Here is a 15,824-nt window from a genome sequence, read left to right on the forward strand (position 1 = left end):
TTCACGGGATTGCGGGGGCCCGTCGTCTTGTTGGATAGGCGTCAGCCGCACGGACCCCTGGAGGCAGTCTTGAACGACGGTCCGCTCATCGTTCAGTCCGACAAGACCCTGCTGCTCGAAGTGGACCACCCCGGTGCCGACTCGTGCCGCAAGGCCATCGCGCCGTTCGCCGAGCTGGAACGCGCCCCCGAGCACGTCCACACCTACCGCGTCACGCCGCTGGCACTGTGGAACGCGCGGGCCGCCGGGCACGACGCCGAGCAGGTCGTCGACGCGCTGATCGCGCACAGCCGCTACCCGGTGCCGCACGCGCTGCTGGTCGACGTCGCCGAGACCATGGCCAGGTACGGCCGGCTGCGCCTGGAGGAGCACCCGGTGCACGGTCTCGCCCTGTCCTCCTCCGACCGCGCGGTGCTGGAGGAGGTGCTGCGCGCCAAGAAGATCGCGCCGATGCTCGGCCCGCGCCTCGACGCCGACACCGTGGCCGTCCACCCCTCCGAGCGCGGCACGCTGAAGCAGGCGCTGCTCAAGCTGGGCTGGCCCGCCGAGGACCTCGCCGGATACGTGGACGGCGAGGCCCACTCGATCAAGCTCAACGAGGACGGCTGGATCGTCCGCCCCTACCAGCGGGAGGCCGCCGACGCCTTCTGGCACGGCGGCTCCGGCGTCGTGGTGCTGCCCTGCGGCGCCGGAAAGACCATCGTCGGCGCGACCGCGATGGCCCACGCCGAGGCCACCACGCTGATCCTGGTCACCAACACGGTGAGCGCCCACCAGTGGAAACAGGAGCTGCTCAAGCGCACCTCGCTGACCGAGGCGGAGATCGGCGAGTACACCGGCACCAAGAAGGAGATCCGCCCGGTCACCATCGCCACCTACCAGGTGATGACGACCCGCCGTCAGGGCGTCTACCGGCATCTGGAGCTGTTCGACGCGCGCGACTGGGGCCTGATCGTCTACGACGAGGTCCACCTGCTGCCCGCGCCGATCTTCCGGATGACCGCCGACCTGCAGGCGCGGCGGCGGCTCGGCCTGACCGCCACGCTGGTCCGCGAGGACGGCCGGGAAGGCGACGTGTTCTCGCTGATCGGCCCCAAGCGCTACGACTCTCCGTGGAAGGAGATGGAGAACCAGGGCTGGATCGCCCCGGCCGACTGTGTCGAGGTGCGGGTGACGCTCAGCGACGAGGAGCGGCTGGCGTACGCGATGGCCGAGACCGAGGAGCGCTACCGGTTCTGCGCGAGCACCCCGGCCAAGACGCGGGTCACCGAGGCGCTGGTCCGCCGCCACACCGGCGAGCAGGTGCTCGTCATCGGCCAGTACATCGACCAGCTCGACGAGCTGGGCGAGCACCTCGACGCCCCGGTGATCAAGGGCGACACCCGGATCCGCGAGCGGGAGCGGCTGTTCCAGGCGTTCCGCGACAAGGAGGTCCGCGTGCTGGTGGTGTCCAAGGTCGCGAACTTCTCCATCGACCTGCCGGAGGCGGCGATCGCCATCCAGGTCTCCGGCACGTTCGGCTCACGCCAGGAGGAGGCGCAGCGGCTGGGGCGCGTGCTGCGGCCCAAGTCGGACGGCGGCGGCGCGCGGTTCTACTCGGTGGTGAGCAGGGACACCGTGGATCAGGATTTCGCGGCGCACCGGCAGCGGTTCCTGGCCGAACAGGGATACGCCTATCGAATCGTGGACGCGGACGACGTTCTCGCGGGCGAGTGAACGGCATAGTGCCAGCTTGTACGCACGGATGAACATGAACCGTACGCGCGCGTGACCGAATGGTGCTTGTGCGTGAACGGAAAACGCTCAGGTATGAACGACACTCGCGATTTCTGCGGGTCCGAAAACGGGGCGGGTACGACGCCGACGTGCCCGCCGGCGATTAGCCGGTCATCCGGCCGAAACGCTGGCGAACACGTCGCTGTTCGTCAGATCCACGAGATTCCGCGGGTCCTCGACATTCCCACCACCCCCTCGCTTTGGCCGGGTCTTGGCCAACTGCGGCATACCCCATGATCCGGTCCAATCACCGGACTGGAGCGGCTTTTTCCGGAAAATCCGTCAGAATGACGCACTGTGCAGGAATGGTTACCGGATTAGCATTCCCCCCAAGAACAACACACCCTCCGCGGCCACCCAGGCCACGACCGCCGCGATCATGAGCGGCATCAGGGCGTGCGGTGAGCGCAGCAGCCACGCGGCCACCGCGCAGCACCCGCCGACCACGGCGAAGAGCCCGGAGAACGTCGAGACGGTCTCCAGCCGCGCCGCGCAGGCGGACACCGGCTCACCGTCGGAACAGAACGCCTCCAGCCCCCAACCGGCGTACACCGACGCACCCCACAGCGCCGCCAGCAGCAGCACGGCCACCGTGGGGATGACGGGGGATATCGCCGCCCAGGTGCGTGTCACCCATCAGAATTACCCGCTCTCACACCGTCTCAGTCCAGGGAACCGACACGGGATTTTAATGCGTGGAGGCATTTGGCGTACGCCGGTAGGCTGGTTCATTCGCCACCTGGCGACCAACCTCCATTCCGACGTCGTACGCGCACGCGCGTAACCGTCCCCGATCCGGCAGGGAGGCACCTTCGCATGCCCGAACCCCGACCCGCGGACCAATCCGCGGACCATCCGGCCGACCACTCGGCCGACCACTCGGCCGATCGTCTGGCCGATCACTCGGCCCCCGACATACGCCCCGGCGACGACCCCGGTGAGATCCTCGCCGCCGAGCGCGGCCACCTCACCGCCGCCCGGGCGGCGCTGCGCGCGATGCGGGAGCACGCGCGATCGCTGTCCGCCGACGCCGCCGGCGACTGGGTCTCCCAGCAGATCCTCCAGGCCCTGCTGGACGAACGGGTGGCGGCGCTCGCCGACCACCCCGACACCCCCCTCTTCTTCGGCCGCTTGGACCGCTCGGCCCGCGACGACCTGCCCCAGACCATCTATGTCGGCCGCCGTCATATCCATGACGACCGCAGCAGGCCTCTTGTCATCGACTGGCGCGCCCCGGTCTCCAGGGCGTTCTACCAGGCCGGTCCCGCGGATCCGATGGACGTCGCCCGCCGCCGCCGCTTCGGCTACCACGGCGGCGACCTCACCGCCTTCGAGGACGAGCACCTCGACCAGGACGACGCGGTGCCGACCGCCTCGCGCATCCTCACCCAAGAGGTCGAACGCCCGCGCACCGGCCCGATGCGCGACATCGTCGCCACCATCCAGCCCGACCAGGACGACATCGTGCGGGCCGAACTCGCCCAGACGGTGTGCGTCCAGGGCGCGCCCGGCACCGGCAAGACCGCGGTCGGCCTGCACCGGGCCGCCTACCTGCTGTTCACCCACCGGGAGAAGCTGGCCCGCTCCGGCGTGATGATCGTCGGGCCCAACCGCGCGTTCCTCTCCTACATCTCATCCGTCCTGCCCGCGCTGGGCGAGGTCAAGGTGGAGCAGACCACCATCGGCGGCATCGTCGGCGAGCACGCCGCCCCCGAGGACCCCGCCGTGGCCGCGCTCAAGGGCGACGCCCGGATGGCGGCCGTGCTGGAGCGCGCGCTGTGGCTGCACATCGCCAAGCCGACCGAGGGCGTCCTCTACACGCGAGGGGCGTCCCGCTTCCGGGTGCCCGACTACGAGGTGCGCGAGATCGTCGCCTCGCTGCGCGGCACCACCCGGTACGGACCCGGGCGGGCCGCGCTGGCGCAGCGGCTCGCGCACGCCGTACTGGTCAGGATGGAACAGCGCGGCGAGTCGCCCGACGACCGCGTGCAGGACGCCGTGGCCAGGTCCAAGCCGGTCAAGCAGATCCTCGACGCCGTCTGGCCCAAGGTGACGCCCGAGCAGGTGCTGCACCGCCTGCTGTCCGACCCCGCCTTCCTGGCCGCCGCCGCCCGCTCCGCCCTCGAAACCGACGAGCTGGAGCTGCTGCCCTGGGCCAAGCCGCCGCGCTCGTGGAAGTCGGCCCGGTGGTCGGCGGCCGACGCCGCCCTCATGGACGAGCTGGCCGACCTGATCGAGCGCACGCCGTCACTCGGGCACGTCGTCGTGGACGAGGCGCAGGACCTCTCGCCGATGCAGTTGCGGGCGCTCGGGCGGCGCTGCCGTACCGGGTCGGCCACCGTGCTGGGCGACCTCGCCCAGGGCACCACCCCCTGGTCCACGCGGACGTGGGACGCCGTCCTCACCCACCTGGGCCGCCCGTCCGGCGAGGTGACCGAGCTGACGCTCGGCTTCCGGGTGCCCAGGGAGGTCCTCGACTACGCCGCGCGGCTGCTCCCCTCGGTCGCCCCCGGGCTCGCCGCCCCGCGCTCGCTGCGTCCCGGCGCGGGCTCCCTGTCCGTACGGCACGCCGCCGCCGCCGGCCTCGCCGAGGCCGTCCAGGCGGCCACCCGCGAGGCGCTCGCCAGGGAGGGCTCCGTCGGCGTGATCGTCCCCGACGCCGAGGTCCCGGCCGTGTCCAAGGCGCTCACCGCGGACGACCTGGAGCACGCCGTGCTCACCCCCGACTCCACCGGCGAGCAGCGGCTGCTGGTGATCCCCGCCACCCTCGCCAAGGGCCTGGAGTACGACCACGTGATCGTCGTCGAGCCCGCCGACATCGTGGCCGCCGAACCGCGCGGCCTGGCGCGTCTCTACGTGGTCCTCACCCGCGCGGTCACGTCGCTGACCGTGCTGCACGCCCGCGACCTGCCCGAGGCTCTGGCGGCCTGAAGGTCGTTGAATGTAGTAGCTTGCTGGGGCATGGGAGAGCGCGGGGTGGATGTCCGATCGGGCGGCATGGACGACATCGAGGGCGTACTGGCCTTCTGGCGCGAGGCCGCCGAGGGGACGGACCGGTTCGACTCCGCCGACAAGATCGTGGCGCTGGTCGAGCGCGACCCCGAGGCGCTGCTGCTGGCCGAGCTCGGCGGTGAACTGGTCGGCACACTGATCGCGGGCTGGGACGGCTGGCGCGCGCACCTCTACCGCCTCGCCGTCCACCCCGGCCACCGCCGTAAGGGCATCGCGACCACCCTGCTGCGCGCCGCCGAGACCCGGTTCGCCGCGTTCGGCGCGTTCCGCGCGGACGCCATGGTCTTGCACGACAACACCCTCGCCCACCACGCCTGGACCGCCGCCGGCTACGACCGCCAGCCCCAGTGGGGCCGCTGGGTCAAGCCCCTCCCCCCAGTGACCGGCCGGTGATCGGCCAATGATCGGCCGCTGACCGACGCGAACGGCCCACGGGTGAGATCCCGTGGGCCGGTCGCGCGAGCGGGCGGAGGCATCGGAACGCTTCGTTGCGTTACCGGCCGGCGCTCCCCATGCCCCCCGCCTGCCGTGAATCGTGTGTTCTGTTACCGATCGTGCCTTGCTACCGGTTATCAGCCGGCGACGGGCAGGTCCACCTCGGCCGGCACCGGAGCCGGAGCGGCCTCCTCGACCTTGTCGCGCCGCACGACCTCGGAGACGTCGGCCGGCCTGACGCCGTGGTCGCCCCGGCCCTGGTCGTCCGCGTCGCCGTGCGCGCCCGGCCCGTTCGAGTCGTGGTCGTTGCCGTCGTTGTGCTGGCTGGAGCTATCCGAACCGCCGGTGCCACCCGCGCCGCCGCACGCGACCGAGGCCACGTCGACCGTCTGCGACTGCCCCTCGGCCAGCGGCAAGGACACGGCCATGCCGGTCACGTTCAGTCGGCCGTCGGCGCCCCGGACCTGCTTGTTCAAGGTGACCGAAGCGGTCCCCATCTTGCCGAGGTCCACCGGGATGGTGGTGTTCGGCGCCGGGTTCGCCTCGATGGCGCGCTCGCCGAGACGGGCGCCGGTCAGCGTGGTGACGCCCCGCCCGCCCTCACAACGCGCCTTGATCACCTGGGCGGTGATGTGCCGCTCCATGGTGCGGACGTCCGCGGCGGTCGCCTCGGAGTGCGTGCCGTCGGCCGCCGCGACCAGACCGGTGGCGGTGATCAGCGAGTTCTCGTGGCTCTGCAGGGCGACCCTGCGCGCCGGCTGCCCCTCCGGCCAGACGGCCTTGGGCACCGGGTTGATGGCGACCGGCCCCGTGGCCGAGAGCACGTAGGCGATGCTGGGCGAGTCGGTGCTCGCCTGCGACGCCGAGGCCGCGGCGCCCACCAGTGTCGCGGCCACGGCGACTCCGAGAGCCGCCGCCCCCGCGACGTGTCTGCTGAGACCCATGTTCCCCCCTATGGGTAACGGATTTCGGTACGGCTAGGCGGTGCGATCCCGGGGATCCCTAGCGCGTGATGATGACGACGGTGCCGAGCGGGACCTTTGACAACGCTTCGAGGGCGCTGTCGGGCGCTCGGATGCATCCGTGACTGACGGCCCTGCCGAAGACCGACTTGTCGGGCCAGCCATGGAACGCGACGGTCCCCGGACCGCCACCGTAGGAGTCCAACGTTCGGGAATGCGTTCCCGTGGGCATGACAGGCGGACCGGCCTCTCGCTCACCGCTGAGCGAGGCGAGCAGGAAGGTCCGCCCGAGCGGAGTGGGCGTCTTGGGAGCGCCCACTCCGACGGTCCACCGGCCGATCGCCCGCCCGGACCTGTAGACCGTCAACCGCCGAGCCGACGTCTCGACCCTGACCAGGTAGGGACTGCGGGCGACCTGAAGGCCGCCGGCCGTCCCGGAGATCCACCCCGTCGCGCGGTTGGGACGCGAAGGCAGCAGGATCTTGATCCACCCTGGCACGGTCGCAACGACCGGCACCCACGTCGGGTTGCCAAGCTGCAGACTCGGCAACACCGCCACGGGACGGCCACCGGGACGCGCGCGGACCGGTGTCGCTTCCACCGGATGAACCACCACGCCCGTCCCCTCGGACAGTGGCGCGGAGTCCCGCGCCACGCCGGTGAGGGCCGTGAACGTCGTCGCGTGCGGCAGGGAGATCGTCCCCGCCGTACGCGACACGCTCGAACCCGCCGCGAACAACATGAGAACGGCGACGACGGAGACGCCGCGGTACGGTCTCCTCCTCGGCCATCGCTCGCTCATCACTGCTCCCCTGCTGGCTGTCCGACCGGGGGGACACTACCGACCGGCCGATCGGCCGATCAGCCGCGCGGCGGAGTGCAGACCCGAGGTTTACGGCCCGCTGACGCGGACGGCCCCGCCCATGCCCGCGCCATGACCCTTCTTGCCACAAACCAGGGCGGGCCGGGGGCGGCCCGCACGGGGGCTGGAGGGGGCTGGAAGGGTCCGGGAACGAGAAAAGGGCGGCCCCTACGGGGACCACCCTCTTCCTGCGCGGATTACCGGCGTGCTGGACTCAGAAGTCCATGTCGCCGCCGCCGCCCGGCATCGCCGGCGCCTTCTCCTTCTCCGGCTTCTCGGCGATGACGGCCTCGGTGGTGAGGAACAGCGCCGCGATCGACGCGGCGTTCTGCAGCGCCGAGCGAGTCACCTTGGCCGGGTCGAGAATGCCCGCCTCGAACATGTTGACGTACTCGCCGGTCGCGGCGTTCAGGCCCTCACCAGGGGTGAGGTTGCGCACGCGCTCGACGACGACGCCACCCTCAAGGCCGGCGTTGACCGCGATCTGCTTCAGCGGCTCCTCAAGCGACTTGCGGACGATCGCCGCACCGGTCGCCTCGTCGCCCTTCAGCTCCAGCTTGTCGAAGGCGTTGGTGCCCGCCTGCAGCAGCGCCACGCCACCGCCGGGGACGATGCCCTCCTCGACGGCCGCCTTCGCGTTGCGAACGGCGTCCTCGATGCGGTGCTTGCGCTCCTTCAGCTCGACCTCGGTGGCCGCGCCCGCCTTGATGACGGCGACGCCACCGGCCAGCTTGGCCAGCCGCTCCTGGAGCTTCTCACGGTCGTAGTCCGAGTCGGTGTTCTCGATCTCGGCACGGATCTGGTTCACCCGGCCGGCGATCTGCTCGGCGTCACCGGAACCGTCCACGATCGTGGTCTCGTCCTTGGTCACCACGACCTTGCGGGCGCGGCCCAGCATGTCGAGACCGGCGGTCTCCAGCTTCAGGCCCAGCTCCTCGGAGACGACCTGGCCACCGGTCAGGGTGGCGATGTCGCCGAGCATGGCCTTGCGGCGGTCGCCGAAGCCCGGGGCCTTCACCGCGACGGAGCGGAACAGGCCACGGATCTTGTTGACCACGAGGGTGGCCAGGGCCTCGCCCTCGATGTCCTCCGCGATGATGACCAGCGGCTTGCCGGCCTGCACGACCTTGTCGAGCAGGGGCAGCATGTCCTTGTTGGCGGAGATCTTGGAGTTGACGATGAGGATGTACGGGTCCTCGAACACCGCCTCCATGCGCTCCGGGTCGGTCACGAAGTAACCCGAGACGTAACCCTTGTCGAAGCGCATGCCCTCGGTGAGCTCAAGCTCCAGGCCGAAGGTGTTGCTCTCCTCGACGGTGATGACGCCTTCCTTGCCGACCTTGTCCATCGCCTCGGCGATGAGCGAGCCGATCTCGGGGTCGGCGGCGGAGATGGAGGCGGTGGAGGCGATCTGCTCCTTGGTCTCCACGTCCTTGGCCAGCTTGGAGAGCTCCTCGCTGACCCGCTCGACGGCGGCCTCGATGCCCTTCTTCAGCGCCATCGGGTTCGCGCCGGCCGCGACGTTGCGCAGCCCCTCGCGTACCAGCGCCTGGGCGAGCACGGTGGCGGTGGTGGTGCCGTCGCCCGCGACGTCGTCGGTCTTCTTGGCGACCTCCTTGACCAGCTCGGCGCCGATCTTCTCCCACGGGTCTTCGAGCTCGATCTCCTTGGCGATCGAGACACCGTCGTTCGTGATCGTGGGGGCGCCCCACTTCTTCTCCAGCACGACGTTGCGACCCTTGGGACCAAGGGTCACCTTCACGGCGTCGGCGAGCTGGTTCATACCGCGCTCGAGACCGCGCCGGGCGTCCTCGTCAAACGCGATCATCTTGGCTGCCATACGGCTAGACCTCCCAGATACAGGGTGGCTTGCAGCGGATCGAGCCGACGCCCGCGACGGCATGTGAACCCGCTTGCCCACGACACCGGTCGCCGTGGTCCGCGAGGCCCCATCGCCTCGATCCCGGTTTGTCACTCTCGACAGGAGAGTGCCAACGAACTGTTTAGCACTCTACCCACCCGAGTGCAAGCGCGAACCCTAACGACCAGCGCCGACCTGCAGTTTCTCCCCCCGCCCACCTCACGGTATGGAAAACCGCCCCCACCAGAAGCGCCCTCATGTATCACCCCCGAACCAGCCCCCAGGCCCAGACACCACCGCCCACCCCCGCGCTTCCCCACAGGGCCACCTCAGGACCAGCCCCCGCCGCCTCCGAACGGGCCACCTCAGACCGGCGTGTCCGCACCCACTCCGCCACACGGGCCGTTCCACCGACCTCCCGCCAGCCGCGTCCCCACGGCCGCCGCACCGGCCCGCCGCTTGGTCTCTGGAGCATGGCCTCTCGGGCAGAGCGCCGGCTCGCCCCGAACCTTCCGCCGGGTGGACGGGCCGACAAGCCGACGGACCGGCGAGCCGACATCAGCGAGCCATCACCGCGAAACCGCCTCAGCCCGGCACGCTACGGGGCGTCCGGGCTCACGTCGGCGTCAGCGTCCCGCCCCCGCTCCCGGCGCGGGTGGTCGCGACTGCCGTCCGCCGCACTTGACCCGCCGGCGACCGGCCTGGTGGTGCCACCGGCCGCCGACGGGCCCGGGTACGGCTGCGAATTATGCGGTTGCGGTAAGGAAAGGGACCGGCCCGCGGAAAGGGGAAGGGCCGGACCCTTGGGGCGGGCCGGGGTCATCCGGCGATTCCGCGCGGACTGCGCTGCCGCGCGGCTCCGGACACACCGGCCCACCAGACGTTCCACGTGTGGATGACCCGCGTCACCTGCCCGGCGGCTCGGGGTCCCCCTCGACGCCGACGGGCCGACTACGCGGCTCAGACCGTCCGGACGGACTCAGCCTGGGGCCCCTTCTGCCCCTGGGTGATCTCGAACTCGACCCGCTGGCCCTGCTCCAACGAACGGTAACCGTCCATCATGATTGCCGAGTAATGGACAAACACATCCTTACCACCGTCTACCGCGATGAAGCCGTAGCCCTTGTCCGCGTTGAACCACTTGACGGTGCCCTGCGCCACTTTCCGACTCCTCTTGCTGGGCTCCGGACCGTGCCCATTCCTCTGCGCGGCCCGCGATCTCCGAAGCGGGGATAGAGAGACTGAAGTATGGGACTCCCAGATACTTGGGAGACCAACTCCTTACTCCTACTCGTGCTACGTCGATCGATCTCGACCATACCTGTGGGACGGCATTGAGCAACAGAGTCAGAGCCAAAACTCGTTCTTGGCGTTCGCTCATAGCATGTTGAGGAGAATTTTCTTCCAACGAATCTATGGTTAAAACTTGCACCATTACCTATGACAGGAAAGGAACGGAGGCTCTTAGCCGCCGTCATGGGGGGCCATCCGATCACTACTTCCCCGCCCATAACCCCATTCCCCGCACGGACCGCGACGCTTCCCATACAACCCGCACACAGCGCCGCAACCCTCCCATCGCGTTATAGGTCCCACCCGCCGTGAGGGGAAGGTTCGACTTCCGTAACCGCCCCGACCTGCGGCTGGCCGGTACGGTCCGCGATGGAGGACGCTTCACCCTGCTGCGCGAAGCGGCGACAGGAGGCAGGCAACACGAATAACCCTCACCTCTTGCGCTCCGGAAATAGCGGTACGCAAACCTCGAATACCCCGTAGTCACATGGGGGTCCACCTGGCACCCGCCGGCCCCGTCGTAGGGCCTCCGCAATAGTGCCGATTAGCCGCTCCGCCACAACTCCATGTCGCCCCGGGCGGCCGGCGAGCGCAATCCCGAGGCGTCTCCGCAGCGTACGGAGCCGGTCACCGTCCTGGCGGGAATGGTCGTTCAGGAGTGCCGAATACCGTCACTCCGCCTTCAAAAGCAGACCTACTCAAGTTGCGCCATCCGTAATAGTGCCGATTACCGTGAGGCCGATCGGAACAGATACGCGAACCGCGCTATACGGCGTGTCACCAACCGTCCCAGCCCTGCAGGCCGTACCAGGGGCCGTCCAGGTGCCGGAGGGTCACGCCGTCATCCTCAGCCGTGAGATCCAGATCACTGGAAGGCGACCACCCGGTAGACCCAGTACAGCCCGAGACCACCCCAGGCGACGACCATGAAGAGGAACGTCTCGATGAACCGGAAGGACGCACTCCCCAGGTAGATGTCGAAGAGCGTCACCAGTCCGACGGCCACGAGAAACGGCCGCCCAGGCATCCTCTCAAGGCCCATACATCACTGTAACTTGATCTTTCCCCCACTATCCGGACAATCAGAACTCCCTAACTCCCAACTCCACCTTCGGAGCACCAAAACCCCACACTCCGGACATCCCACCCCCACACCCCGCCGTACATGGATGCGGTCATAGAGGGACCGCCGACCGCCATGCAGACCGGACGGCGGCGCGGGCCCTTGGAGAGCCGACAGCTCAGGCCGGACGGCGGCCCGGCCGCGGAGGGGCAACAGCGCCGGGCCGAACGTGGGCGCGGTCACAGAGGGCGGCGGTGCGGGGTTGGGTGGTGGTGGCGGTCGTACGGGGCGGTTGCGCATGCTGCGGGAACGATGAGCCTGCGGAGGGTGTCCCGTTGGGACGGCGGGCGCCCGGCTCCACGTTTGGTGGAGCGGGCGACCAAGGCCGGCGCCAGAGGAGGCTCATGGAGGGGTGACCGCTCCCGAAGGGTGGGCGAACCCCCGGTGGGGGCCGTTCTCGGAAGGGTGGGCGATCCCGGAGGGGCCGTTCCACGCCCCTTTCTTTCTTAGGCGTGGAACGATCCGGCATGGAATTCATGCCGGAAAATACCGATAATGCCCCAGAATGCGCAGACAAAGCCCGCAGACAGACCCCTTAGCGGGCTCCGCCCGCTACCGCCGGGATGACCGAGACCTGGACGCCGTCCGGGGTGGCCGTGTCGAGGCCCTCGGCGAAACGGACGTCCTCGTCGCCCACGTACACGTTCACAAAACGACGGATCTTTCCGGCCTCGTCCAGGATCCGCGGTCCGATGCCCGGGTAGTCGGCGTCCAGCTTCTGCAGCACCTCGCGCAGGGTCGCGCCCTCCCCGCCGACCTCCGCCGCCCCGTTGGTGTACGTGCGCAGGATCGTCGGAATACGCACAGAAACGCTCATGACAGGCTCACTTTCTCGTTGTATATGAAGATCACTCGGAAACGGCGGCGCGGAACGCGTCGAGGCTGGGGCGGATCACCGCGCTCGGGCGGGCCTGATCGGCCACGGCGTCGAGCGTCTTGAGGCCGTCGCCGGTGTTGAGGACCACGGTCTCGGCCTCGGGGTCGAGACGGCCCTCGCGGACCAGCTTGGCCAGGACGCCGACGGTCACGCCGCCCGCCGTCTCGGCGAAGATGCCCTCGGTGCGCGCCAGCAGCCGGATCGCGTCCACGATCTCGGCGTCCGTGACGTCGTCGATCGCCCCGCCCGTACGGCGGGCGATGTCCAGCACGTACGGCCCGTCCGCCGGGTTCCCGATGGCCAGCGACTTGGCGATGGTGTCCGGCTTGACCGGCCTGATCACGTCCTGCCCGCTGCGGAACGCCGCCGACACCGGCGAGCACCCCGCCGCCTGGGCTCCGAAGATCTTGTAGGGCTTGTCCTCCACGAGCCCCAGCTTGATCAGCTCACCGAATCCCTTGTCGATCTTGGTGAGCTGCGAGCCGGAGGCGATCGGGATCACGATCTGGTCCGGGATCCGCCACCCGAGCTGCTCGGCGATCTCGTACGCGAGGGTCTTGGACCCCTCGGCGTAGTAGGGCCGCAGGTTGATGTTGGTGAAGCCCCACTTGTCGCCGAGCGGGTCGCCGATGAGCTCGGAGCAGAACCGGTTGACGTCGTCGTAGGTGCCCTCGATGCCGACCAGCCTGCCGCCGTACACCGAGGCCATGACGACCTTGGGCTGCTCCAGGTCGGCGGGGATGAACACGCACGCGTCGAGCCCGGCCCGCGCGGCGGCGGCGGTCACGGCGCCCGCGAGGTTGCCGGTCGAGGAGCAGGACAGCGTGTGGAAGCCGAAGTTGCGCGCCGCCTCCAGGGCGATGGCGACCACGCGGTCCTTGAAGGAGTGCGTGGGGTTGCCGGAGTCGTCCTTGACGTGCAGGGAGCGCAGGCCCAGCTCGGCGGCCAGGCGGTCGGCCTTGACCAGCTTGGTCCAGCCGGGGGCGAGGTTGGGCTTGGCGGCCACGTCGGCGGGCACCGGCAGCAGCGAGCGGTATCGCCACACGTTGGCCGGGCCGGCCTCGATCTCCTCACGGGTGACCCGCCCGAAGTCGTAGGCGACCTCAAGCGGGCCGAAACACTCCAGACAGGCGAAGTTCGGGCCGAGGTCGTAGCGGGTGCCGCACTCGCGGCAGGACAGCGCGACGGCGGCGCCGAAATCAATGGAGGTGGTGGGCTTGTCGTGTGTCGCGAGCGCCATGGAAGCGAGGCCTTTCCCTCATCTTCGCCTGCGACCACCGTGATCACAGGCCGGATTTGGCACCTGTCCCGGTCGGCCTCTCGCCAGGTCGCGAGCGCTGTTTCCGGGAGGGTTGCCGGGGCTTCGCAGGGCCGGTCCCTCCACCCCTCTGGATGAGCAATATGTAGTTATAGGCGAGCATGGGGCATCCCAGCTCTATCGCACTCTACCCCGACAGGTCCGCAACCCCGCGTCGTGTATCAGCATTCGAGACATCCTGGATCAAGACACGGACAGACCCTCAGGCGCCGTAGGCGTCGCCCAGCGCGGCCTGCACGAACTTGCGCGCCTGATGGATGCGTGACTTCGCGGTGCCGAGCGGGATCTGCAACTGGTCCGCCACCTCGGCGTAGTCGAGCTGACAGATGTCGCGTAACACCAGAGCCTGGGCCAGATCGGGCTTGTCGGCCTCCAGAGCCTCCATCGCGTCGAGCAGGTCGAGCCGCGATCCCGCGATCACGCTGACCCTGCGGACGTCGGGACGCTGGGTGGGCAGCTCGTCGGAGCTCTGCTCGGCCGCGCGCCGCTTCAGCGAGCGGTAGGTCGTACGGGCGCAGTTCGCCGTCACGATGTGCAGCCAGGTGCTGAACCGGGCACGGCCCTCGAACCGGGCGATGTTGCGGGCCACGGCGAGCAGGGTGTCCTGGCACGCCTCTTCGGCGTCCTGGTAGTAGGGCAGGATACGGCCGCAGTGCCGCAACACGTCGGGCTCGATCCGCCGCAGCAGCTCGCCGAGTGCCCGGTGGTCGCCCTGTGCGGCGTCGCGGGCCAGTTGCTCGGTCGTCTCGTCCAGCGCCATTCGGGTCCCCATCAGCCGTGAGTCCTGGACATCCTATGGTCAGGGGTCAGGGTTGGTTAACCTTCCCGCAAGCGTCCCACGGCGAGGGAACGGTGGTCTAACAATGAACGCTGTCCTGGTGGCCTCCAATCGCGGCCCGGTGTCCTTCACCCTGTCGGAGGACGGCGAGCTCACCATGCGCAGAGGCGGCGGCGGGCTGGTCTCCGGCCTGTCCGGCGTGGTCAAACAGATGGACGTGCTCTGGGTGTGCGCCGCGCTGTCCGACGACGACCGCTCGGCCGTACGGCTGGCCCCCGGCGGGCGTCTCGACCAGGCCGGATACGACACGGGCGCGCTGCGCATGCTCGACATCCCGCCCGCGACGTTCCACCGCGCCTACAACGCCATCGCCAACTCCACCCTGTGGTTCATCAACCACCTGCTCTACGACACGCCCAACGCGCCCCACTTCGACGCCCGGTTCTACCGCGAGTGGGAGTCGTACCAGTCGTACAACGCGGCCTTCGCGCTCGCCCTCGCCGAAGAGGCCGGGCCTGGCGCCCGCGTGATGATCCAGGACTACCACCTGACCCTGGCGCCCGCGATGCTCCGGGGCGAGCGGCCCGACGTCCGGATCGCCCACTTCTCCCACACTCCGTGGGCCCCGCCGGAGTACTTCTCGCTGCTGCCGGACGAGGTCGGCGTCGAGGTGCTCTGCGGCATCCTCGGGGCCGACCACGCCGGGTTCCTGACCGAGCGCTGGGCCATGGCGTTCATGGACTGCTGCGAGAGCGTGCTCGGCGCCCAGGTCGACCGCGCCGGGCGTACCGTCACCCACGAGGGACGCACGACACGGATCGGCGTCCACCCGCTGGGCGTGGACGGCGAGGCCCTGTGGACGCGGGCGCTGGAGCCCGACGTCGAGTCGCACATGGCGGCGCTGCGCCAGCAGGTCGGCGACAGCCGTCTCATCGTGCGGATCGACCGCACCGAGCTGTCCAAGAACATCGTCCGGGGGCTGCTGGCCTACCGGGAGTTCCTGGCGGCGCACCCCGAGTGGCACGGCCGCGTCGTGCATCTGGCGTTCGCCTACCCGTCCCGCCACGACCTGCCGGAATACCGGGAGTACACGGCGGCGGTGCAGCGCTGCGCCAAGGAGATCGAGGACGACTACGCCAGCGAGGACTGGGACCCGCTGATCCTCAACGTCCACGACGACTACCCGCGCTCGCTCGCCGCCTACCGGCTGGCCGACGTCCTGCTGGTCAACCCCATCCGCGACGGCATGAACCTGGTCGCCAAGGAGGGGCCGGTCCTGTCGCCTAACGCGGCGCTGGTGCTGTCCCGCGAGGCGGGCGCGGCGGCCGAGCTGGGGGGTGACGCGCTGCTGGTCAACCCCTACGACGTGGCGGGGACGGCCGAGGCCCTGCACGAGGGGCTGGTGATGCCGGAGGAGGAGCGCGCCCAGCGGGGCGAACGGCTGCGCTCGGCCGCCACCGCGCTGCCACCGGACGCCTGGTTCAGCGAGCAGCTCGACGCCCTCGACGGCTGACGACTCCCCCGACC

13 protein-coding genes and 1 riboswitch are annotated in these 15,824 nt (G+C 69.7%); of the genes, 4 read left to right on the forward strand and 9 right to left on the reverse strand.

Going from position 1 to position 15,824, the window contains the following annotated elements; all coding sequences use genetic code 11:
* The first annotated feature begins 69 nt into the window (after positions 1-69).
* Positions 70-1,716, forward strand: a complete 1,647-nt coding sequence (locus P3X83_RS34960) for a DNA repair helicase XPB (RefSeq protein WP_277309626.1) — start codon at positions 70-72, stop codon at positions 1,714-1,716.
* A gap of 369 nt (positions 1,717-2,085) precedes the next feature.
* On the opposite strand, the gene P3X83_RS34965 is transcribed toward P3X83_RS34960, so the two are convergent.
* Positions 2,086-2,409: a hypothetical protein gene (locus tag P3X83_RS34965; protein WP_277309627.1), complete on the reverse strand. Its 324-nt coding sequence runs from the start codon at positions 2,407-2,409 to the stop codon at positions 2,086-2,088.
* A gap of 183 nt (positions 2,410-2,592) precedes the next feature.
* On the opposite strand from P3X83_RS34965, the gene P3X83_RS34970 reads away from it, so the two are divergent.
* Positions 2,593-4,707 (forward strand): AAA family ATPase, encoded by a 2,115-nt coding sequence (locus P3X83_RS34970; protein WP_277309628.1) that lies wholly within the window; start codon positions 2,593-2,595, stop codon positions 4,705-4,707.
* A 45-nt stretch (positions 4,708-4,752) separates the two neighbouring features.
* A complete protein-coding gene (locus tag P3X83_RS34975; RefSeq protein ID WP_277309629.1) occupies positions 4,753-5,181 on the forward strand; it encodes a GNAT family N-acetyltransferase in 429 nt (142 codons plus the stop codon).
* A gap of 179 nt (positions 5,182-5,360) precedes the next feature.
* Here the strand turns inward: P3X83_RS34975 and P3X83_RS34980 are convergent, their stop codons facing one another.
* From P3X83_RS34980 to P3X83_RS35015, 8 genes are all read right to left on the reverse strand, one after another.
* On the reverse strand, positions 5,361-6,167 hold the full coding sequence (locus tag P3X83_RS34980) for a choice-of-anchor P family protein (RefSeq protein WP_277309630.1): 807 nt from the start codon (positions 6,165-6,167) through the stop codon (positions 5,361-5,363).
* Between the two features lie 58 nt (positions 6,168-6,225).
* Positions 6,226-6,987, reverse strand: a complete 762-nt coding sequence (locus P3X83_RS34985; RefSeq protein WP_277309631.1) for a L,D-transpeptidase — start codon at positions 6,985-6,987, stop codon at positions 6,226-6,228.
* Between the two features lie 274 nt (positions 6,988-7,261).
* Positions 7,262-8,887 (reverse strand): chaperonin GroEL, encoded by a 1,626-nt coding sequence (groL, locus tag P3X83_RS34990; RefSeq protein ID WP_277309632.1) that lies wholly within the window; start codon positions 8,885-8,887, stop codon positions 7,262-7,264.
* A 981-nt stretch (positions 8,888-9,868) separates the two neighbouring features.
* A complete protein-coding gene (locus tag P3X83_RS34995; RefSeq protein ID WP_106250594.1) occupies positions 9,869-10,069 on the reverse strand; it encodes a cold-shock protein in 201 nt (66 codons plus the stop codon).
* 997 nt (positions 10,070-11,066) lie between these two features.
* The gene (locus P3X83_RS35000; RefSeq protein WP_277309633.1) at positions 11,067-11,207 is read right to left on the reverse strand and encodes a hypothetical protein; all 141 of its coding nucleotides are present in this window, start codon (positions 11,205-11,207) and stop codon (positions 11,067-11,069) included.
* Positions 11,208-11,859: 652 nt separating this feature from the next.
* Complete coding sequence (locus tag P3X83_RS35005; protein WP_277309634.1) at positions 11,860-12,141, reverse strand: MoaD/ThiS family protein; 282 nt, start codon at positions 12,139-12,141, stop codon at positions 11,860-11,862.
* Positions 12,142-12,172: 31 nt separating this feature from the next.
* Positions 12,173-13,441 (reverse strand): threonine synthase, encoded by a 1,269-nt coding sequence (gene thrC, locus P3X83_RS35010; protein ID WP_277309635.1) that lies wholly within the window; start codon positions 13,439-13,441, stop codon positions 12,173-12,175.
* A gap of 15 nt (positions 13,442-13,456) precedes the next feature.
* A riboswitch (SAM riboswitch) is annotated at positions 13,457-13,600 on the reverse strand.
* A gap of 121 nt (positions 13,601-13,721) precedes the next feature.
* Positions 13,722-14,279 carry an RNA polymerase sigma factor gene (locus P3X83_RS35015; protein WP_277309662.1) on the reverse strand — a complete coding sequence of 186 codons (558 nt, stop codon included), beginning with the start codon at positions 14,277-14,279 and terminating at the stop codon, positions 13,722-13,724.
* Between the two features lie 103 nt (positions 14,280-14,382).
* Between P3X83_RS35015 and P3X83_RS35020 the strand changes: the two genes are divergently transcribed.
* A complete protein-coding gene (locus P3X83_RS35020) occupies positions 14,383-15,810 on the forward strand; it encodes a trehalose-6-phosphate synthase (RefSeq protein ID WP_277309636.1) in 1,428 nt (475 codons plus the stop codon).
* Positions 15,811-15,824 lie beyond the last annotated feature (14 nt).

Origin of the sequence: Spongiactinospora sp. TRM90649 (assembly GCF_029382225.1) — a bacterium.
In the GTDB taxonomy this organism is placed as follows: domain Bacteria; phylum Actinomycetota; class Actinomycetes; order Streptosporangiales; family Streptosporangiaceae; genus Spongiactinospora.

Coding starts and splice junctions, on each gene's coding strand:
- groL (WP_277309632.1), bottom strand. CDS start 8,887: ATGGCAGCCAAGATGATCGCGTTTGACGAGGACGCCCGGCGCGGTCTC.
- P3X83_RS35015 (WP_277309662.1), bottom strand. CDS start 14,279: ATGGCGCTGGACGAGACGACCGAGCAACTGGCCCGCGACGCCGCACAG.
- P3X83_RS34985 (WP_277309631.1), bottom strand. CDS start 6,987: ATGAGCGAGCGATGGCCGAGGAGGAGACCGTACCGCGGCGTCTCCGTC.
- P3X83_RS34980 (WP_277309630.1), bottom strand. CDS start 6,167: ATGGGTCTCAGCAGACACGTCGCGGGGGCGGCGGCTCTCGGAGTCGCC.
- P3X83_RS35020 (WP_277309636.1), top strand. CDS start 14,383: ATGAACGCTGTCCTGGTGGCCTCCAATCGCGGCCCGGTGTCCTTCACC.
- P3X83_RS34970 (WP_277309628.1), top strand. CDS start 2,593: ATGCCCGAACCCCGACCCGCGGACCAATCCGCGGACCATCCGGCCGAC.
- P3X83_RS35005 (WP_277309634.1), bottom strand. CDS start 12,141: ATGAGCGTTTCTGTGCGTATTCCGACGATCCTGCGCACGTACACCAAC.
- thrC (WP_277309635.1), bottom strand. CDS start 13,441: ATGGCGCTCGCGACACACGACAAGCCCACCACCTCCATTGATTTCGGC.